Origin of the sequence: Neobacillus piezotolerans (genome assembly GCF_003362805.1) — a bacterium.
In the GTDB taxonomy this organism is placed as follows: domain Bacteria; phylum Bacillota; class Bacilli; order Bacillales; family Cytobacillaceae; genus Bacillus_D; species Bacillus_D piezotolerans.
The window spans coordinates 669,236-689,592 of record NZ_QNQT01000001.1 but is presented as its reverse complement, the minus strand read 5'-3'; the positions used below and the strand labels follow the sequence as shown (position 1 = coordinate 689,592).

Below are 20,357 nucleotides of genomic sequence, written 5' to 3'. Positions count from 1 at the left end.
GCCCCCTACGCCCTGGGCAATCTGGATATTTTCACACTGTCTCAAGAAGGATACAGGCAATCATTTACGGATTCCAAAAAAAGACAAAGCCAGGGTTGTCCCCTGGCTTTGTCTTCTTACTGATATTTAAGCCAATCAACACAGCCGCGGAATTTCGTGGATGCGATTTTATTTATTTTGTTGCTCCGCTTTTTCGCGCTGTTCTTTCAGTACAGCTTTCCTAGACAGGTTCACCCTGCCCTGGCGGTCGATTTCAGTTACCTTGACAAGCATCTCATCGCCGATTTTCACGACGTCTTCAACTTTACCGACGCGTTCTTCGGCAAGTTCCGAAATGTGGACGAGGCCGTCTTTGCCGGCAAATATTTCTACGAAGCAGCCAAACTTCTCAATCCGCTTCACTTTTCCTAGATAGTATTCCCCGACTACGACTTCACGGACGATATCTTCAATGATTTTCTTTGCTTTCTGGTTCATTTCTTCATTTGTGGAAGCAATGAAAACCGTTCCGTCCTGTTCAATGTCGATTTTTACGCCGGTTTCTTCAATGATTTTGTTGATTTGCTTTCCGCTTGGCCCGATAACATCCCTGATTTTGTCCGGATTGATCGTCATTGTCAGGATCTTAGGCGCATAAGGGGACAACTGCTCTCTCGGCTCAGAAAGGGTCGCAAGCATCGATTCAAGGATTTGCATCCTCCCTTTTTGCGCCTGTTCCAAAGCTTCTTGGAGAATTTCGCGGGAAAGGCCTTCAATCTTGATGTCCATTTGAAGCGCCGTTACGCCTTTGGATGTACCGGCAACTTTAAAGTCCATATCGCCAAGATGGTCTTCCATACCCTGGATATCTGTTAAAACCGTATAATTTTCCCCAGATTTCACAAGTCCCATCGCGATTCCCGCAACCGGTGCCTTGATTGGCACACCGGCATCCATCATAGCAAGGGTGCTTGCGCAGATGCTCGCCTGGGAAGTCGAACCGTTCGATTCCAAAACCTCCGATACGAGGCGGATCGTGTATGGGAAATCCTTTTCGGAAGGAATGACTTGCTCAAGCGCCCTTTCGCCTAAAGCACCATGGCCAATTTCCCTGCGGCCAGGGCCCCTGATCGGTCCGGTTTCCCCTACAGAGAAGAGCGGGAAGTTGTAATGGTGCATGAACCGCTTTTCTTCCTCAAGGCCGAGGCCATCCAGGATTTGGACGTCACCCATCGCACCAAGCGTACAAACGCTTAGTGCCTGAGTTTGCCCGCGGGTAAACAAGCCGGAGCCATGTGTGCGCGGCAAAATGCCAACCTGTGAGGACAATGGGCGGATTTCATCCACGCCACGGCCGTCTGGACGTACCTTTTCTTCAGTAATCAAACGGCGCACTTCATCCTTGACGAGCTTGTCCAGGATTTGTTTTACCTGTTTGATGTCTTCGTCGGTTGCTTCCTGCTCTGCGTATTTCGCAAGGACCTGGTCCTTCACTTCTTTAATGGCAGCTTCACGCGCGTGCTTTTCCTGCACCTGGATCGCGTTCAGCATATCTTTTTCACAAGCTTCAAGGACTTCGGCTTTCAAATCCTGGTCGACTTGATATAAGGTCACTTCACGTTTTTCCTTGCCGCAAACCTTAATGATCTGATCCTGGAATTCGACGAGGCGTTTGATTTCCTCATGGCCGAACATGATCGCTTCAAGCATGACTTCTTCAGGAACTTCCTTCGCCCCCGCTTCAACCATGTTGATCGCATCCCTCGTACCTGCGACGGCAAGATGGATATCGCTCTTTTCACTTTGTTCGACAGTCGGGTTAATGACAAAATTGCCGTCAACGCGTCCGACGATGACTCCCGCGATAGGGCCTTGGAATGGAATGTCGGAAACGCTCAAAGCAAGTGAAGATCCGAACATCGCTGCCATATCGGATGGACAGTCCTGGTCCACGCTCATGACGATGCTGATAACCTGGACATCATTCCTGAAGCCGTCTGCAAACAACGGACGGATCGGACGGTCAATTAGGCGGCTGGCGAGGATTGCCTTCTCGCTTGGGCGCCCTTCACGTTTAATGAATCCGCCAGGGATTTTCCCGACGGCGTAAAGACGCTCCTCATAGTTGACTGTCAATGGGAAAAAGTCGACATTTTTTGGTTCTTTTGATGCGGTTGCGGTGCTTAGGACCGCTGTATCACCATAACGGACAAGGACAGCGCCATTCGCCTGCTTTGCAAGCTGGCCAAGCTCCACTGTTAACTTTCGTCCCGCCCAGTCAATCGAAAACTCTTGTTTCGGTGATTCCATATAGTTATTACCCCTCTTTCCGGCTCATTCGCTTTTGAATATTCCCACAGCACTAAAACATATATTTAATAACAAATTAATGTTAGTATGCTCAAATTACACCTGGCTTAAAATATGTATGAATATTGCCACTCTATTTTTACCTAACAAAAAAGCGGGAAAATTCCCGCTTCTTTTGACTATCGACGTAAGCCAAGCTTATTGATTAACTCACGGTAGCGTTGAACGTCCTTGTTGCGAAGGTAAGTCAAAAGGTTACGGCGCTTACCAACCATCTTCAAAAGACCGCGGCGTGAATGGTGGTCTTTCTTGTGAGTGCGCAAGTGATCGTTCAGGTTGTTAATCGATTCTGTAAGGACAGCGATTTGGACCTCTGCGGATCCAGTGTCGTTTTCATGAGTTTTGTACTCATTGATCAGCTCGTTTTTGCGTTCTTGCGTGATTGCCATCCTGGTTCACCTCCTAAAATTTCAATCCCCGTTTACTGAGCAAGCGTCGGTGACTCGACTTGCCAAGCAAAGGTTCTTTTTTTGATACGTTAATAAGAATACAATGTTTTGGCCCAAAAAGCAAGCATAAACCATGGTTTGGAAGGATTTATTCGGGACGAATGCCAAAATGGACCATCGCATCCAGCTTGTCTTTCGTGATTTGGGCCACGAGCTGTTCGATGCCTGAAAATTTTTGTTCCTTCCGAAGATATTTGTGCCATTCAACAAGTACATTTTCACCGTATACATCATCTGAAAAATTAAAAATATGCACTTCAACGGATGGCTTCCCACGCATGTCTTTATTGAATGTCGGCTTAAAGCCGATATTGCAAACCCCAAAATGCCATTGGCCGCCAATCTTAATCCGTACCGCATATACTCCGGGAGGCGGGATCAGGTAGCCGTTTTCCGGTTCAACATTCGCTGTTGGAAACCCTATGGTCCTTCCCCGCTTATCTCCATGGATGACCACCCCGGGGGTTGTGTAATTCCTGCCGAGCAGCACGGCTATTTCATCTGTCCGGCCTTCCGACAATAGTTTCCTGATGCGGGTGGAACTGATTTTCTCGCCGCCCTCGCTTAGTTTCCCGACGGTCGAATAAGTGAATTTCCCTCTTGAATGGAACGGCAGTGTTTCCATCGTACCTTTCCCCATCCGCCCGTATGTATAATCAAAGCCGGCGGAAACATGGACAATATTAAGGCCAATGATGTATTGGTCCACAAACTCCTGAGGGGTCAGGTTCGCAAATTCAGGGCTGAAATCAACAATGTATAATATATCGACTCCCTCACCCTGGATGCGCTCGATCTTTTCCTTCAGGGGAGTGATATGCTCTATATCCTGATCAAGCTTTCTAAGCACAGCCTTTGGATGCGGGTGGAAAGTCATTACAGCAGTTTTTATTCCCTTTTTCGAGGCTTCCTCCTTCGCATCGGCAATGACGCGCTGATGGCCAAGGTGGACTCCGTCAAAATACCCGAGCGCCACGGCCGCCTCGGGCACAGATTTTTGATCCAGGTTATGGGGAAATCCGAGATTTATTACTTCCACTATAGGTTCACCTTTCTCGTAAAGCTGCGGTTTCTCCGGCAATTTAATGCAGCGGAAAAGCACGCTCTTTAAAGTTCCCTGTCATTTCGAAGCACTTTGACCGGCTTCATGATCCCAGGTTTTTCAGGATGGCGGCTGTAAATAGCCAGGGCCTTTCCGTCCCCGCGCTCAACAACGACAGGGCCGTCCAAATTCGTGAATTGCTCAGGGATTGGCAGGCGCATCCCGTTCTTTACTTTCTCTGCTAATGTATCATTTATCCTGTATTTGGGCAAATGAAGAAGCGCGCTTTCAAGCGGCCTGAGCGCATTCCCAATCTCCCCTTTTTCCATCAATTCTTCAATATCGGAAAAAGTGAGGCAATCGTCAAGAGAAAAGGATGCGGACCTGATCCTGACCAACGATGACATATGGGCTGGATAACCGAGGCGTTCACCGATCATGACGGCCAGGGTCCTGATGTAGGTCCCTTTGCTGCATTCCGCCCTGAACCGGAAGGTGATTTTATCACCGGAAAATTCTGTCCGATCGTCCATTAACTCAAGACTGTATATGGTGACCTTCCTAGTCGGCCTTTCAACTTCCTGGCCGCTGCGGGCGTATTCATACAACTTCTTCCCATTCACCTTAACTGCCGAATACATTGGCGGAATCTGAACGATCTCCCCTGTCAGCGTTTCAAATACCGAGAGGATTTCCTCCCTTGTTATCACACGGCCAACATGTTTTTCCTCAACGATGGCTCCCGAAGCATCTTCCGTTTCTGTTGAAACCCCAATGGTTACATCGCCTTCGTACGCTTTTCCCGCATCTGTTATGTATTCCGCGACCTTTGTCGCCCTGCCGACGCAAATCGGCAAAACCCCTGTAACATCGGGATCGAGCGTCCCGGTGTGCCCAACCTTTTTAGTCTTTAAAATTTTCCTCAATTTAAAAACGCAGTCATGAGAGGTTAGCCCGGCCGGTTTATAAAGCGGTATAATCCCTTCCATCGCAACTGCTCCCTTCATTTATTCTTCAGTCAGAAAAAAGATGGATAGACATACGTCTACCCATCGCGCCTATTCCTCATCGTTCCGGTCATCCTGCTTATCTTCATTGTGGATTTTTGTAAGGAGTGTTTCAATCCTGTTTCCATAGTCAATCGACTCATCGAATTCAAATACAATTTCAGGGGTTTTCCGCAAGCGGATCCGGTTGCCGATTTCGGAGCGGATGAATCCTTTTGCCTTGGCGAGGCCCTTCAACGTATTTTCCCGCTGTTCTTCATCACCGAGAACAGAAATGTAAACCGTTGCCTGCTGAAGGTCCCCGGTTACATGAACATCTGTTACCGTTACGAATCCAATCCGAGGATCCTTGATTTTCCGGCCGATGATTTCGCTCAGCTCTTTTTTCATTTGTTCTCCAACACGGTTTGCTCTATGGCTCATGTCAGTCACCTCTTATTTTAAAGCCATTCTATATCGGTGAGGGTCCTTTCTATTTCCGGAAAGGAATCAATCAGTTTGATTGCGTTTTGGATTTCCCGTTCGGCCGGGACCTTCGCGGAGGCGACGGCAGCGACCGCAATCGCTGTCCTCTGCCATGCATCCTGATAGTCCACTTCCGAAACGGAAACATTGTATTTTTGCCTGATGCGGCTGATAATCCTTTGCAGGACCGCGCGTTTCTCCTTTAGGGAGCCGGCATCATAAATCATGCACTCACATCTGGCAATGCCTACAATCATTTCCTTTCCACTTCCTCCATAATAAACGCCTCGATGACGTCGCCTTCTTTAACGTCATTGAAGTTCTTGATTGTGATACCGCACTCGTACCCTTGCGCTACTTCTTTGGCATCATCCTTGAAACGCTTCAAGGCGTCGATTGTACCTTCAAAAATAACAACGCCGTCACGAATGACGCGGATTCCGCTATCTCGGGTAATCTTGCCATCTGTTACATAAGAACCGGCAATTGTACCAATTTTGGATACTTTGAACGTCTGGCGGACTTCAGCCTGACCGATAACTTTCTCCTGGAACTCAGGATCAAGCATACCCTTCATGGCAGCTTCAATCTCTTCAATTACCTTGTAAATAATTCTGTGCAAACGCATATCCACTTTTTCAGCCTCAGCCGCGCGCTTGGCATTCGCATCAGGGCGGACATTAAATCCGATTACGATAGCATTCGAAGCAGCGGCTAGGGTGATGTCGGATTCGTTAATCGCACCGACTCCAGTATGGATTATCCGGATATTGATTCCTGGAACTTCAATTTTCATCAGGGATCCAGCCATTGCTTCCGCGGAACCTTGGGCATCGGCTTTGATAATGATGTTCAAGTCTTTCATTTCCCCTAGTTTTAACTGTTCAAACAAGTTATCCAGGCTTACACGGGACTTTTCGCCACGGGATGCGACCAATGCTTGTGAGGCGCGGGACTCCCCGACCTGCCTTGCAGTTTTCTCATCTTCAAATACGACGAAACGGTCGCCTGCCTGAGGGACATCATTCAAGCCGGTAATTTCTACCGGAGTTGATGGGCCGGCTTCTTTCACGCGGCGCCCTTTGTCGTTAACCATCGCGCGGACGCGGCCGAACGTATCGCCGACAACAATCGGGTCACCGATTTTTAGTGTTCCATTCTGGACAAGCAATGTCGCGACAGATCCGCGGCCTTTATCAAGCTGGGCCTCGATGACTGTTCCGACCGCTTTACGGTTCGGATTCGCTTTGTATTCTTCCACTTCACCTACAAGAAGAATCATTTCAAGGAGATTATCGATCCCTTCCCCTGTTTTCGCTGAAAGCGGAACGAAAATTGTATCCCCGCCCCATGCTTCAGGAACAAGGGCGTGCTCGGTCAATTCTTGCATGACCCTGTCAGGATTCGCGGTTGGCTTATCCATTTTGTTGATTGCGACAATAATTGGCACTTCCGCTGCCTTCGCATGGTTGATTGCCTCAACCGTTTGCGGCATTACGCCATCATCAGCTGCTACGACAAGGATGGTGATATCGGTAATTTTAGCACCACGTGCACGCATAGTTGTAAACGCGGCGTGTCCAGGCGTATCAAGGAAAGTGATCTTTTTGCCGTTTTCTTCTACCTGGTATGCACCGATATGCTGGGTGATTCCACCTGCTTCGCCTGCTGTTACTTTTGTATGGCGAATGGAATCAAGCAATGTCGTTTTACCATGGTCAACGTGGCCCATGATCGTAACGACCGATGGCCTTTCAACGAGGTTTTCAGTTTCATCCTCTGTGAAGTAAACTTCAAGGTCAGTTGTGTCTATTTTGATTTCTTCTTCGACTTCAACTCCGTACTCGCTGGCAATCAGTTCAATCGCATCTTTATCAAGTTCCTGATTGATTGTCGCCATCACACCGAGAAGGAACAGCTTCTTGATGATTTCGGATGGCTCCCTGTAAAGCTTCTTCGCGAGTTCGGCAACTGTCAGGGATTCTGTGAAAGTAATCTTTTCAGGGAGTTCCCTTTCTTTTTTCACGACAGGAGCCGGCTGATGCTGATGAGGCTTCTTGCCAGGCCTATTCCTGTTTTGGCCCTGATTCTGATTGGGCCTATTTGAAGTTTTCCCTTTATTGAACGCTTTATTTTCTTTTGACCTGTTATCATTTTCCGATTTTTTGCTCTCTACAGGCTTTTGGCCAGCAGGTCTTGAAGGACGTTGCTGATTGGCTGCCGCCGGCTGTTGGGGACGGTTTTGCTGTCCGCCTTGCGGGCGCGTTCCTTGGCTGCCTTGTGGACGGCCATCGCGGTTTCCTTGCGGGCGCGTTCCCTGGCTGCCTTGCGGACGGCCATCGCGCTTTCCTTGCGGGCGCGTTCCCTGGCTGCCTTGCGGACGGCCATCGCGCTTTCCTTGCGGGCGCGTTCCCTGGCTGCCTTGCGGACGGGTACCTTGGCCGGATTGCGGCCGGTCATCGCGGTTCCCTTGTGGGCGGCTGTCCCTATTTCCTTGTTGACGCGGCTGCTGGCTGCCCTGTGGCCGGTTATCCCGGTTTCCTTGCTGCGGGCGGCCAGTTTGGTCTCCCTGCTGCGGACGCGGCTGCGGCCTGTCATCCTTTTTATTGTAGATGGCTTCCAGTTTATTGAAAGCGTCATTTTCTATCGTCGCCATATGGTTAGAGACTTCAACATTCATATCTTTCAATTTGGCGATTATATCTTTACTCGAAACATTGTATTTTTTAGCGTATTCATATACACGTGTCTTACTCATTCTTTCACCCCCGCTAGTATTAATCGAGCAGTGTCATCAATTTCCCGGCAAAACCATCATCCAGTACAGCCACCACCACGCGCGCATCTTTTCCGATTGCCGAACCAAGGTCGAACCGATTATCGACGGTCCTGCAAGGGACTTGATAGGAATTGCACTTGTCCGTGATTTTTTTGGCGGTATTGGCTGATGCATCCGCGGATAGCAGGATTAATTTGGCCTTCCCGCTCCGGATTTCCTTTATGGAAAGCTCTTCCCCTGAAATGACTTTGCGTGCCCGATTTGCCAAGCCAAGCAATGACATCCATTGATTTGGTTTCATCAGGATTGCCGTTTCTCCTTTTCAATGAGCTCGAGGAGCTCGTCATATAAAGTAGAATCTATGTCAGTTTGCAAATGGTTTGATAGTACATTCTTTTTCTTTGCCAATAGAATGGCTTCACGATCCAGGGAAAGGTACGCGCCGCGGCCCGACTTCTTGCCCGTGGGATCGATTGAGACCACGCCTTCTTTAGAGCGAACGATGCGAACAAGTTCTTTTTTGGGTTTCATTTCCCCTGTTGCGACACATTTACGCATCGGAACCTTTTTCATTTTGTTCACGCCAATTCCCTCCGCTCGTTAATCCGTTTCTTCTTCAAAGTCAAAATCGTCTTCCTCGTAATACTCTTCTTCTTCATCAAAAAGCCTGATCGTTTCCTCACGCGGGAAGATGCCCATTTCACGAGCTTCGGTTTCTGCCTTAATATCAATCTTCCACCCGGTAAGTTTTGCCGCCAGGCGCGCGTTCTGGCCTCTTTTGCCAATCGCCAGGGATAGTTGATAGTCTGGAACGATGACCGTTGTTGCCTTATCCGCCTCATTGACGATGACATCCAGAACTTTTGAAGGGCTAAGCGAGTTCGCAACGAATATGACCGGATCATCCGACCATTTCACGATATCTATCTTTTCGCCTTTTAGTTCATTCACAACAGCCTGTACGCGTGTTCCCTTAGGGCCGACGCATGAGCCGACCGGGTCAACTTCCGGATTCTCGGAATGGACGGAAATTTTCGACCTGTCTCCCGCTTCGCGGGCGACGGATTTGATTTCAACTGTGCCGTCGTAGATTTCAGGCACTTCGATTTCAAACAGCCTCTTCAGCAGGCCAGGATGGGTCCTTGAAACGAAAATTTGCGGCCCCTTGGTGGTCTTTTCGACTTTTGTTAAGAAAACCTTGATCCTGTCATGCGGCTTGTAGTGTTCGTTTGGCATCTGTTCGTTGATTGGCAGCAGGGCCTCAATTTTCCCAAGGCTAACATAGATGAATTTCGAATCGATCCTTTGGACAATACCGGTCATAATGTCTTCTTCGCGATCGATGAACTCCGAATAGATAATACCGCGTTCAGCCTCACGTACGCGCTGAGTGACTACCTGCTTCGCGGTCTGGGCGGCAATGCGTCCAAAGTCTTTCGGCGTAACTTCCATTTCAACGATATCTTCAACCTGATAGTTAGGGTTGATTTTCCTAGCCTCGTCGATAGAAATTTCAAGACGTGGATCGAAAACCTCGTCAACGACTTCTTTCCTTGCGAAAACGCGCATCAGCCCGTTCTCCATGTTAATATCGATTCTCACATTTTGCGCCTGGTTGAAGTTACGGCGATATGCCGAAACGAGGGCTGCTTCAATTGCTTCTATTAATACATCCCTGGAAATTCCCTTGTCTCTTTCCAGAATAGTTAGAGCATCCAAAAGTTCGCTGCTCATGAGTTCTAATCCCCCTTTAGCCTTTTTAATAATTTTGGCAAATAGGCGGGCGAGTTGCTTTTTTCCTTAAGCATCCGCCCCTCATTTGCCGTTTAGGCGGTCCAATCAGCCGAATGTTACCGCCAGCCGCGCGCTCGCCACTTTCCCGAAAGGAATCTCAACTGTTTTTGTGCGTGTTTTCACCTTGATTTCGAGTTTGACCGTTTGACCGTCATATTCGAGCAGAATACCTTCAAATGACTTTTCACCGTCGATTGGCTCGTACGTTTTAACAAAAACATTTTTTCCAATCGCGCTGATGAAATCCTTTTCCTTCTTTAGCGGCCTTTCCGCGCCAGGGGACGAAACCTCCAGGAAGTAATTGTGCGGGATCGGGTCGAGTTCATCGAGTTTTTCGCTTAAGCGCTCACTTACCGTGCCGCATTCCTCGATATCGACGCCGCTTTCCTTATCGATATACAGCCTCAAAAACCAATCCCGGCCTTCTTTAACGTATTCAACATCGACCAATTCAAGGCCTAGATCATTAACAATCGGAGTGGCCAATTGTTCCACCACTTCAGTTACCTTGCTCATCGCTAACCTCCTTTACAGCTCTTTGCCCTATTTTGCGCTTTTTTCGCGGAGACAATTATCTTTACCCGACAAAATGCCTAATACAACAACGAAAGAGTGGGTTTCCCCACTCTTCCGGACATTTTGCTTAGTATTTCCAATAAAACTATACCATACACCTTACTTGATTGCAAATTGCCGGCTTCATGCCTGGGTTTTAGAAAAGCGAAAGCTGGTTCTGTTCGGGAAGGGCTTCCAGGCAACCCTGCTTTTCAAGGTATTCAAGGATGGTTTTTGAAACCTTTCCACGCTGCTGGAGATCTTCCTTGGATAGGAATTCGCCGTCTCCCCTCGCTCTAACGATGTTTTCCGCCGCGTTCGTCCCAAGGCCGGGAATCGAATTGAACGGTGGGACAAGGGTATCGCCGTCGATAATGAATTCCGCCGCTGCTGATTTGTACAAATCGATTTTTTGGAACGAAAAACCGCGTTCGCACATTTCAAGCGCAAGCTCAAGGACGGTTAGAAGGTTCTTTTCCTTCGGAGATGCGTCCAGGCCCTTTAAGTTGATTTCCTCAATTTTGGCCCTGATAGCCTCCGAACCCCTCGCCATCGCTTCAATGTCAAAATCCTCCGCCCTTACCGTAAAGTAAGCAGCGTAATATAGGAGCGGAAGATGGACCTTGAAATAAGCGATCCTTACCGCCATCAGGACGTACGCCGCCGCGTGCGCTTTCGGGAACATGTACTTGATCTTCTTGCATGAATCAATGTACCATTCGGGAACCTCATTCTTCCGCATTTCCGCTTCCATTTCATCCGTCAATCCTTTTCCTTTACGGACCGACTCCATGATTTTAAAAGCAAATGCGGGATCAAGGCCCTGATAAATGAGGTAAACCATGATATCGTCCCGGCACCCGATTACTTCGCTTAGGGTGCAGATTTTGTTATGGATCAATTCCTGCGCATTGCCAAGCCATACATCCGTGCCATGTGAAAGTCCGGAAATCTGGACAAGCTCCGAAAATGTCGTAGGCTTTGTGTCCTCTAGCATCTGGCGGACGAACCTCGTGCCGAATTCCGGAATCCCGAGCGTGCCGGTTTTACACATAATCTGCTCTTCCGTCACACCGAGAGATTCGGTTCCGCTAAAGATCTTCATGACTTCGGGATCGTCCGTCGGAATCGTTTTTGGATCAATCCCGCTTAAATCCTGAAGCATCCGGATGACTGTCGGGTCATCGTGCCCAAGAATATCAAGCTTAAGCAGGTTGTCATGGATGGAATGGAAATCAAAGTGCGTTGTCTTCCATTCCGAAGTCGCCGAATCGGCGGGAAATTGGATTGGTGAAAAATCATATATATCCATATAATCAGGAACAACGATAATACCGCCAGGATGCTGCCCGGTTGTCCGCTTAACGCCTGTACAGCCGGAAGCGAGCCTGTCAATCTCTGCGCCTCTTAGGTGAAGATTGTTTTCCTGCTGGTACGCTTTTACGTATCCAAACGCAGTTTTGTCTGCGACGGTGCCGATCGTTCCCGCCCGGTAAACATTGTCTTCCCCGAATAATACTTTTGTATAGTTGTGCGCCCGTGGCTGATATTCACCCGAAAAGTTCAAGTCGATATCGGGAACCTTATCCCCTTTAAAGCCAAGGAACGTTTCGAACGGGATGTCATGTCCGTCCTTCCGGTATTTCGCCCCGCATTCCGGACAATTTTTATCCGGAAGGTCGAATCCGGAACCGACAGAGCCATCATTAAAGAACTCGGAATGCTTGCATTTCGGGCAAACATAATGAGGAGGCAGTGGATTAACCTCAGTAATCTCGGTCATTGTCGCGACAAACGACGAACCGACGGAACCCCTCGACCCTACGAGATAGCCGTCGTCGAGCGATTTTTTAACAAGCTTGTGTGAAATCAGGTAAATAACCGCAAATCCGTGCCCGATGATGCTCTTCAATTCTTTTTCGAGCCGCGCCTCGACTATTTCAGGAAGAGGCTCGCCATAGATTTTCCGAGCCATCGAGTAGCTCATTTCCCTCATCTCATCGTCGGCGCCTTCAATTTTTGGCGTGTACAGGTCATCCTTGATTGGCTTGATCGCATCAATCATATCGGCGATTTTATTCGGATTTTCGACAACGAGTTCCTTCGCCTTTTCAAGCCCTAGGAAACTGAATTCCTTCAGCATCTCATCCGTTGTCCTGAAGTGGACGTCCGGAAGCTTGTGGCGATTCAGCGGATTCGCGCCTCCCTGTGAGTTGATTAGGATTTTCCGGTAAATCTTATCGTTTTCATTCAAATAGTGGACGTTCCCGGTCGCCGCAACGGGCATGCCGAGTTTTTCGCCAAGTTTGACGATATTGCCGATAATCTCCTCGAGCGCTTTTTCATTCCGGACAAGCTCCATTTCAATCAAATGCGCATAAACGGGCTTCGGCATGACTTCAAGGTAATCGTAAAATCCTGCCAGGGCTTCGGCTTCCTCTGGAGACTTCTGCATCATCGTTTCAAATACTTCGCCGCGGTCGCAGCCAGAACCGACCAATATGCCTTCCCTATATTTTTGCAGGATGGACCTTGGAATCCTTGGAACCCTGTAAAAATAGTTAAGGTGTGAAATCGAAATGAGCTTGAACAGATTTTTCAGCCCGGTATCGTTTTGAGCCATCAGTGTGCAGTGATATGGGCGTGCCCGCTGAAAGGCATTCCCTTTCCCCATATTATCATTGAACTGGTCGTGGTATTCGATTCCTTTTTCAAGTGAGTCCTTGAGCATTTTCATCAGCAAATAACCGGTCGCTTCGGCATCGTAAATGGCCCGGTGGTGCTGGGTCAGTTCGACGTCGAATTTCTTGGCCAATGTATTCAGACGGTGGTTTTTCATTTCGGGATACAGGAATCTTGCGAGTTCAAGCGTGTCGATAACTGGATTAGGCGATTTTCCGTAGCCAAGCTTCTTATAGCCTGTGTTAAGGAAGCCCATGTCAAAGGAAGCGTTATGGGCGACAAGGATGTCATCTCCCGTCCATTCCTTGAACCGTTCCAGCACCTCGCCTACTTCCGGTGCGTTTTGCACCATGTCATCGGTAATCCCCGTAAGGTTGATCGTTGTGGCTGACAGGCGGTGGTGAGGATTGGCGAAAGACTCGAACCGGTCGATGATTTCCCCGTCCCTAATTTTAACCGCCGCAAGCTCGATGATCGTATCGTAGAATGCCGACAAGCCGGTTGTTTCAACGTCGAAGACGACATACGTTTCTTCGGCGAGCAGCCTGTGGGCGTCATTGTAAGCGATCGGAACCCCATCATCGACAAGGTTGGCTTCAATCCCATAAAGGATTTTTATATCGTTTTTCTTCCCCGCGGAAAATGCTTCAGGGAATGACTGGGCAACCGCGTGGTCTGTGATCGCGATAGCCTTGTGGCCCCATTTTTTCGCCTGCGCGACCAGGGCGGCTACCGGGGTCACTGCGTCCATCTGGCTCATCGGGGTATGAAGATGGAGTTCGACCCGCTTTTCATCATCAGGCGCGGTATCTTTCCTGCTAACCGGCCTAATTTCGTTAATATCATTGCCGATCATGACAAGGTCCCTGACGAACGTGTCGTTTTGGATGCTTCCGCGCACCCTGGCCCACATGCCTTTTTTCACACGCTGGAAAAGTGCCGCGTCTTCCTTGTCGCGGGAGAACATTTTCACCATGATCGAGCTTGTATAATCGGTTATTTTAAATGTCAACAAAGTCCTTCCGCTTCTCAGGTCCCTTGTTTCCGCATCGAAAATGTAGCCTTCTACGGCAATTCTCCGCTCCTCATCCACAATTTCGATAAGCCTGCGGAACTCGGCATCGTCCTTGATTGTCAGGCCGATAACAAGCGGGCCCTCATCGCCCTGGGATCCACCCTGGTCTTTCTCGGATTCTCGCTTCTGCAATTCAGCGACCGCGAGCAGAGCCCGTTCCTGGTCCTCTTTTAACTTTGCCTCCATGAACTGCCGGTACTCCTCGTTCTTTTCTTCGGAAATTATTTCCGTGTCAATGGAGAGGAATGGGAATCCAAAGGTTTGGTAGATGGAAGAAATAATCGCGCCATATTTATTCTTGACGGCTCCTCCTTCCGCATCGTTCCTGACGGTGAGGATTAGCCTGGACCCGTGGACTTTAGGTGTTTGGTTGTGCATGAGTTTGAGGAGAGGAGGGGCGATGCCGTCTATTTCCTGGACGGATTTTTGCCAGTAATCGAGGATCAGCTCTTCTGATATGGACTGATCGGAAACCTTTAATTCAAATGAAACCCCTTTTGCCAATTCCGAAAATTTCTGTTTCAGCCTTGCTTCAAGCATACTGTATACCCTGCAAGGAAGAATTTTTTCCAATGACAACACAAAATGCATTGTTCTCGTTTTTTTGCCGATTTGCACTTTTTCTATTCTTGCTTTTTGAAAAAATGGAACAAGGGCGCCGTCTGTCATTTCCAGCTGCTGGAGCAGGATTTGCAGCCGTTCCGTCCTGTCATCTGAATGGGTATTCATAGTCACTCTCCCCATCTTTTTCAATCTATTGTCAAAAATTAATTATACCACAGAATCTGCCTTGATTCGGGGCAAACCAACAAATATTATGGGTGGCGCCATATCTATAAAACCGAAAAAATGCCGGGCGCCGCAATGTGGGCGCCCGGCTGGTATTAGAATCCCAAAATCGAACTGATTGTTTCTTTAAGCTTATCAGTCTGCACTTCAAGGACTTCGCCTGTTTTCCTGACCTTTACTTCGACAATCCCGTCAGCAGCTTTTTTGCCCACTGTTACACGCACTGGGAGACCGATCAAATCCGAATCGGCAAACTTAACCCCAGGGCGTTCCTGCCTGTCATCAAATAAAACTTCGAATTTTTCTCCAAGTGATTTATAGAGCGTTTCTGAAAGGCTTGATTGGGCTTCATCCTTCGTATTTACCGCGATAAGATGAACCTGGTATGGCGAAACGGCTTCCGGCCAGACAAACCCTTTGTCATCGTTGAACTGTTCCGCAATCGCGGCAAGTGTCCTGGAAACGCCAATCCCGTAGCAGCCCATAATCATTGGCTGGGATTTTCCATTTTCATCAAGGTATAGGGCATCCATGGCCTCGCTGTAGCGTGTACCAAGCTTAAATACGTGGCCGACCTCAATTCCTTTAGCAAACAGGATGTTCCCTTGCCCATCCGGCGAAGGATCTCCTTCTTTAATGAATCTCAGATCCTCATAGCGGCTCGGTTCAAAGTCCCTTCCCGGGTTGACGTTCACATAGTGGAAATCTTCTACATTGGCCCCGCATATGCCATTGACAATCGATTCAACCGCATGATCGGCGACAATCTCGACATTCTTTACACCAATCGGGCCGACGGAACCAACTTCACATCCGAGGATGTTCTTCGTTTCGTACGCTTCGGCAAGTTCAACCGTCGATGCTTCGAACAGGTTTTTCAGCTTAATATCATTGACTTCATGGTCTCCCCTTACCAATACAAGGACAGGCCGCCCATCGATCTTGAACAAAAGTGACTTGATGCACTGTGTTTCATTTACATTAAGGAAGCTTGAAACCTCGGCAATCGTTTTCTGGTTTTCGGTTCTGACTTTTTCAAGGCCGCGCTCCGCTTCTCCACTTTTTTCATAGGATGCTTTGACTGGTGCCATTTCAATGTTGGCGGCATATGACGAGGTGTCTGAATAGGCGATTGTATCCTCGCCAATATCGGAAAGGACCATAAATTCATGTGTATCCTTCCCTCCCATTGCCCCTGAATCCGCGATTACCGCCCGGTAGTTCAAACCGCAACGGGCGAAAATGTTCGAATACGCCGTGAAAATCCTCTCATACACATCATCAAGGCTTTCCTTTGATGAGTGGAAGGAATAGGCATCCTTCATGATGAATTCTCTGCCGCGTAAAAGGCCGAAACGGGGGCGCTTTTCATCACGGAATTTCGTCTGGATTTGATACAGGGTCAACGGAAGCCTTTTATATGACTTTACTTCATCACGGACAAGGCTTGTAATGACTTCCTCATGGGTCGCGCCAAGTGCAAATTCGCGTTCATTTCGGTCCTTAAGGCGCATCAGTTCCGGCCCGTATGAATACCATCTGCCCGACTCCTGCCAAAGATCTGCCTGTTGAAGGGCCGGCATCAGCAGTTCGACTGCCCCAGCCTTATCCATTTCTTCCCTGACAATCGCTTCAATCTTTACCAAAACTCTCCTTGCAAGAGGTAAATAACTGTAAACCCCGCTTGCGTTTTGCCGAATGAACCCGGCCCTCAATAAAAGCTGATGGCTCTTAACGTCCGCATCAGCCGGAACTTCCCTCAATGTAGGGATCAAGGTCATGCTTTGTCTCACTATGTCCGCCTCCAACAATCTGCTTCTTTAATTTTTCCGCCTTCAGACAAAAAGGCATATGTATGCCGGCCAGGATTTCCCGGGCCGGCTTGGTTTTTACAAAAAGAACCTTTGGATGTCGTGCCATGTTACGACCAGCATCAGCAGCATCAGCAGGGCGAATCCAATAAAGTGGACAAGGCCCTCTTTTTGCCTGTCGACTGGTTTGCCCCTGATTGCTTCAACAGCGAAAAACAGCAGCCTTCCACCATCAAGTGCCGGAATCGGCAAGAGGTTCATGATCCCAAGGTTAACGCTGAGCATCGCTGTCCATTTCATCAGGACAAAGATTCCGGATTTCACCACAGTATCTGTCGTAGCATAAATCCCGACAGGTCCGCTAAGCATGTCGATTGCGAATTGCCCAGTCACAAGCAGCCCGAGCATCTCGAAAATTTTCTTTGACCAGTATACCGTTTCTGTAAATCCGTATTTAACCGCAAGCGCAGGTGATTTTTCCACAGGACTGTATACCCCGATAATCCCAATTTCTTTCTTTTCGACTTCCTGGGCTTTCGGCGTAACTGAAATTTCCTGTTCTTTCCCGCCACGTTCAATCACGAAATCCAGCTCTTTATTCGGATTTTTACGGATGATTTCCACAACATCCGCCCAGCTTGATATTTCAGAGCCAGCTATGCTTTGGACAACATCGCCTTCCTTCAGCCCCGCTTCGACCGCGGCGCCACCATCGGCAAGCTTGCCCAGTTTAGGTTCGTTGGAAGGAACTCCTTGGATAAAAGCAAGCACAAGAAAAATCAGGAACGCAAGGATGAAATTCATCATCGGCCCTGCGAAAATCGCCATTGCTCTTTGGCCGAGCGTCTTGGAAGCGAACTGGCGGTTGTATGGCGCGATTTGGGTTTCGGCGCCGTTATCGACCGTTACCGCTTCAGGGTGAACCACAAAAGACTGTAGCGATTCATCCGCATCTTCCGGATAGCCCTTCAGCACAAGCTCCCTTTCAAGATCCGCATGCTCGATTTCAATGATCCTCGCTTCAGGGAACTTGTCCTTATTGTTAAGAATAATCTTGCTTACAGTGCCATCTTTGCCAAAAAGAAGGCCGACCCTGTAACCAGGCTTAATTTCCACAGCTTCGGGATCATCGCCGGCCATCCTGACGTACCCGCCGATTGGCAGGAGGCGGATGGTATACAGCGTTTCCCCCTTTTTATACGTAAACACCTTTGGGCCCATGCCAATGGCAAATTCCCTGCAGAGTATCCCGGCTCTTTTTGCGAAAATGAAATGCCCTAATTCGTGGAAGAATACGATCGCCCCGAATATGACAATAAACGCTATGACTGTATTCAATAAAAAAACCACCTTTTAAAAGAGTTCCGTATGGACTTCTGGAAATTGGTACTGCCCGGCATCCCAAATTGCGAACGCTGACACATGAATCCGAATTGATCAATTTCGTTTGACAAGGAGGGAATGGACGAAGTTCCTTGCATCCAGGTCTGCCTGAAGAATTTCTTCGAGCCCCGGATTCGCGATACGTACATGCGCATTGAGCGCGCTCTCAATCAAATCCTCGATTTCAAGAAAACGGATTCTCCCATCAAGGAACGCAGCCACCGCCGCTTCATTGGCCGCATTAAGGACGGTTGGCAGCGACCCGCCTTCTTTCCCCGCGTCATAGGCGAAGCGAAGGCATCGGAATCGTTCGAAATCCATCTCCTGGAAATGTAGTTTCCCGATTTCCGCTAGGTCCAGCCGCTTTGCCGAAGAAAGCGGAAGCCTGTCTGGATAGGTGAGGGCATATTGGATCGGGACCCTCATATCAGGACTGCCCAGCTGCGCTATGATGCTTGAATCATGGAACTCTACCATCGAATGGATAATGCTCTCCCTGTGCAGGAGAACGCCAATCTTCTCATATGGCAGGTTAAACAGCCAATGAGCTTCAATAACCTCAAGCCCTTTGTTCATCATCGTCGCCGAATCAATTGTAATTTTCGCTCCCATTGACCAGTTCGGGTGGTTTAGCGCGTCCTCGACTGAAACGCCCTTCAATTCCTCCCTGCTCCGGTCCCGGAAGCTTCCACCCGATGCAGTTATAATCAACCGCTCGATGTTTTTTGCTTTTTCCCCTTGAAGCGCCTGAAAGATGGCGGAGTGCTCGCTATCTACCGGAAGAAGGGCAACCCCATTCTTTTTTGCGGCATCCATGACGAGATGTCCGGCCGTTACGAGTGTTTCCTTGTTTGCGAGAGCGATTGTCTTGCCGCAGGCAATCGCTTCGAGTGTCGGTTTCAGTCCAACACTGCCGACCACCGCGTTAACAACGATATCCGACCTTTCGAAAGTTGCGACACCTGATAGGCCATCGCCACCGTATGAAAGGTAAATGCCCGGAAATTCCGCTTTAAGCTTTTCAGCATCGTCCTTGCCTTGCATGGAAACAAAGTCCGGCTGGAATTCTGCGATGATTTTCCTGGCAAGTCTGATATTCCGGCCCGCCGAAAAGGCAGCAAGCCTGAAGCTTTCCGGATGTTCACGGATTATATCAAGTGTCTGAATGCCGATTGAACCAGTGGCACCCATCAAACTAATGTATTTCATTCAATACCTCTCCTAAAAACAGCCCTCTGTTACTACAACAAAGTGACTTTTAAGTCAAATAAGCTGGAACAAATGGATTAACGGCCAGACAAATAACAGGCTGTCAAATCTATCAAGGATACCCCCGTGCCCAGGAAGGATCTTTCCGGAATCTTTCACATTGTACTTTCGTTTAAACGCCGATTCGGCCAGGTCCCCAAGCTGTCCAAAAACAGACAGAAGGGCCGTTATCACAAGCAACTTTATAGGGGCGGCATCGATATTGCCAAAGAGCAGGAAAGCAGCGGCAACAAGAAGTGCGCACACTACCCCGCCAATCGCACCCTCGACTGTTTTGTTCGGGCTGATTTCCGGCCATAGCTTCCTTTTTCCCATCGCGCGGCCGATAAAATACGCGCCTGAATCGGTCGCCCACATGATGAACAAGGAGTAAAACAGCCAGTTCAGCCCCCCGGCTTCCCTTGTTTCCATAAAATAATAAAAACCCGCACCAACATAGACTGCCGCCATCACCAAAAATGACGCATCGTCAAATGTGAAACGGTTCTTTGTTGCGACAGTATAAACGAGAAGCAGCAAAACAGCCAGAATGGCGATCTCCTGCTTTTCCATTCCGATTGATGCAAGAAACCCATTATAGTCTTCGGGAAGGATTAAGATCCACATTGCCAGGAGTGACACAACCCCAGGAAAGGAAACAAGCTTAATATTCTTCATTCTCGCCAGCTCATATAAGCCGATGCTTGCTAGCGCGTATGCCAGAAAGACAATAGGCAGGCCTCCAACGATTACAATCGGTAAAAAAAGCGCCGCGGCTATTACTGCAGTTATAATTCTTTGTTTCATTCAGTCTCAGGCAATCAGCCCATCCAAAAATAGCGGTTTGGCGGGAAGATTTGCCCTTCCTCCTTCTCGTATAAAAAATGGGGCGATGCGGCTTTCAGCTTCCCAAAACAGCATCGCTCCGG

16 protein-coding genes are annotated in these 20,357 nt (G+C 48.6%); all 16 read right to left on the bottom strand.

The genetic code is table 11. From position 1 onward, the window contains the following. Positions 1-168: 168 nt before the first annotated feature. Positions 169-2,289, bottom strand: coding sequence for a polyribonucleotide nucleotidyltransferase (gene pnp, locus DRW41_RS03250; RefSeq protein WP_115450511.1), 2,121 nt, complete (start codon positions 2,287-2,289; stop codon positions 169-171). Between the two features lie 179 nt (positions 2,290-2,468). Further along, the gene (gene rpsO / locus DRW41_RS03245) at positions 2,469-2,738 is read right to left on the bottom strand and encodes a 30S ribosomal protein S15 (RefSeq protein ID WP_115450510.1); all 270 of its coding nucleotides are present in this window, start codon (positions 2,736-2,738) and stop codon (positions 2,469-2,471) included. A 148-nt stretch (positions 2,739-2,886) separates the two neighbouring features. Beyond that, positions 2,887-3,837, bottom strand: a complete 951-nt coding sequence (gene ribF / locus DRW41_RS03240; protein WP_115450893.1) for a bifunctional riboflavin kinase/FAD synthetase — start codon at positions 3,835-3,837, stop codon at positions 2,887-2,889. 68 nt (positions 3,838-3,905) lie between these two features. Further along, the gene (truB, locus tag DRW41_RS03235; RefSeq protein WP_115450509.1) at positions 3,906-4,829 is read right to left on the bottom strand and encodes a tRNA pseudouridine(55) synthase TruB; all 924 of its coding nucleotides are present in this window, start codon (positions 4,827-4,829) and stop codon (positions 3,906-3,908) included. A 69-nt stretch (positions 4,830-4,898) separates the two neighbouring features. Continuing rightward, entirely contained in the window at positions 4,899-5,270 is a 372-nt protein-coding gene (gene rbfA, locus DRW41_RS03230) for a 30S ribosome-binding factor RbfA (protein ID WP_115450508.1), read from the bottom strand. Positions 5,271-5,287: 17 nt separating this feature from the next. Next, the gene (locus tag DRW41_RS03225; protein WP_181884423.1) at positions 5,288-5,566 is read right to left on the bottom strand and encodes a DUF503 domain-containing protein; all 279 of its coding nucleotides are present in this window, start codon (positions 5,564-5,566) and stop codon (positions 5,288-5,290) included. Then, positions 5,566-8,070 (bottom strand): translation initiation factor IF-2, encoded by a 2,505-nt coding sequence (gene infB, locus DRW41_RS03220; RefSeq protein WP_115450506.1) that lies wholly within the window; start codon positions 8,068-8,070, stop codon positions 5,566-5,568. Before infB ends, DRW41_RS03225 begins: the two co-directional genes overlap by 1 nt. Before the next feature lie 19 nt (positions 8,071-8,089). Continuing rightward, positions 8,090-8,392, bottom strand: a complete 303-nt coding sequence (locus DRW41_RS03215; protein WP_115450505.1) for a YlxQ family RNA-binding protein — start codon at positions 8,390-8,392, stop codon at positions 8,090-8,092. After that, positions 8,392-8,673 (bottom strand): RNase P modulator RnpM, encoded by a 282-nt coding sequence (gene rnpM / locus DRW41_RS03210; RefSeq protein WP_115450504.1) that lies wholly within the window; start codon positions 8,671-8,673, stop codon positions 8,392-8,394. Before rnpM ends, DRW41_RS03215 begins: the two co-directional genes overlap by 1 nt. Before the next feature lie 18 nt (positions 8,674-8,691). After that, on the bottom strand, positions 8,692-9,825 hold the full coding sequence (gene nusA / locus DRW41_RS03205; protein ID WP_115450503.1) for a transcription termination factor NusA: 1,134 nt from the start codon (positions 9,823-9,825) through the stop codon (positions 8,692-8,694). Positions 9,826-9,930: 105 nt separating this feature from the next. After that, on the bottom strand, positions 9,931-10,401 hold the full coding sequence (gene rimP, locus DRW41_RS03200) for a ribosome maturation factor RimP (RefSeq protein WP_115450502.1): 471 nt from the start codon (positions 10,399-10,401) through the stop codon (positions 9,931-9,933). Positions 10,402-10,597: 196 nt separating this feature from the next. Then, a complete protein-coding gene (locus DRW41_RS03195; protein WP_115450501.1) occupies positions 10,598-14,926 on the bottom strand; it encodes a PolC-type DNA polymerase III in 4,329 nt (1,442 codons plus the stop codon). Positions 14,927-15,081: 155 nt separating this feature from the next. Continuing rightward, positions 15,082-16,779 carry a proline--tRNA ligase gene (locus tag DRW41_RS03190; RefSeq protein ID WP_115450500.1) on the bottom strand — a complete coding sequence of 566 codons (1,698 nt, stop codon included), beginning with the start codon at positions 16,777-16,779 and terminating at the stop codon, positions 15,082-15,084. Positions 16,780-16,875: 96 nt separating this feature from the next. Next, on the bottom strand, positions 16,876-18,135 hold the full coding sequence (gene rseP / locus DRW41_RS03185; RefSeq protein WP_115450499.1) for an RIP metalloprotease RseP: 1,260 nt from the start codon (positions 18,133-18,135) through the stop codon (positions 16,876-16,878). A 99-nt stretch (positions 18,136-18,234) separates the two neighbouring features. Further along, positions 18,235-19,389: a 1-deoxy-D-xylulose-5-phosphate reductoisomerase gene (locus DRW41_RS03180; protein WP_115450498.1), complete on the bottom strand. Its 1,155-nt coding sequence runs from the start codon at positions 19,387-19,389 to the stop codon at positions 18,235-18,237. Between the two features lie 54 nt (positions 19,390-19,443). After that, positions 19,444-20,235 carry a phosphatidate cytidylyltransferase gene (locus DRW41_RS03175; RefSeq protein ID WP_115450497.1) on the bottom strand — a complete coding sequence of 264 codons (792 nt, stop codon included), beginning with the start codon at positions 20,233-20,235 and terminating at the stop codon, positions 19,444-19,446. Positions 20,236-20,357 lie beyond the last annotated feature (122 nt).

Coding starts and splice junctions, on each gene's coding strand:
- rimP (WP_115450502.1), bottom strand. CDS start 10,401: ATGAGCAAGGTAACTGAAGTGGTGGAACAATTGGCCACTCCGATTGTT.
- rbfA (WP_115450508.1), bottom strand. CDS start 5,270: ATGAGCCATAGAGCAAACCGTGTTGGAGAACAAATGAAAAAAGAGCTG.
- DRW41_RS03215 (WP_115450505.1), bottom strand. CDS start 8,392: ATGAAACCAAATCAATGGATGTCATTGCTTGGCTTGGCAAATCGGGCA.
- DRW41_RS03180 (WP_115450498.1), bottom strand. CDS start 19,389: ATGAAATACATTAGTTTGATGGGTGCCACTGGTTCAATCGGCATTCAG.
- DRW41_RS03195 (WP_115450501.1), bottom strand. CDS start 14,926: ATGAATACCCATTCAGATGACAGGACGGAACGGCTGCAAATCCTGCTC.
- DRW41_RS03175 (WP_115450497.1), bottom strand. CDS start 20,235: ATGAAACAAAGAATTATAACTGCAGTAATAGCCGCGGCGCTTTTTTTA.
- pnp (WP_115450511.1), bottom strand. CDS start 2,289: ATGGAATCACCGAAACAAGAGTTTTCGATTGACTGGGCGGGACGAAAG.
- rpsO (WP_115450510.1), bottom strand. CDS start 2,738: ATGGCAATCACGCAAGAACGCAAAAACGAGCTGATCAATGAGTACAAA.
- infB (WP_115450506.1), bottom strand. CDS start 8,070: ATGAGTAAGACACGTGTATATGAATACGCTAAAAAATACAATGTTTCG.
- truB (WP_115450509.1), bottom strand. CDS start 4,829: ATGGAAGGGATTATACCGCTTTATAAACCGGCCGGGCTAACCTCTCAT.
- nusA (WP_115450503.1), bottom strand. CDS start 9,825: ATGAGCAGCGAACTTTTGGATGCTCTAACTATTCTGGAAAGAGACAAG.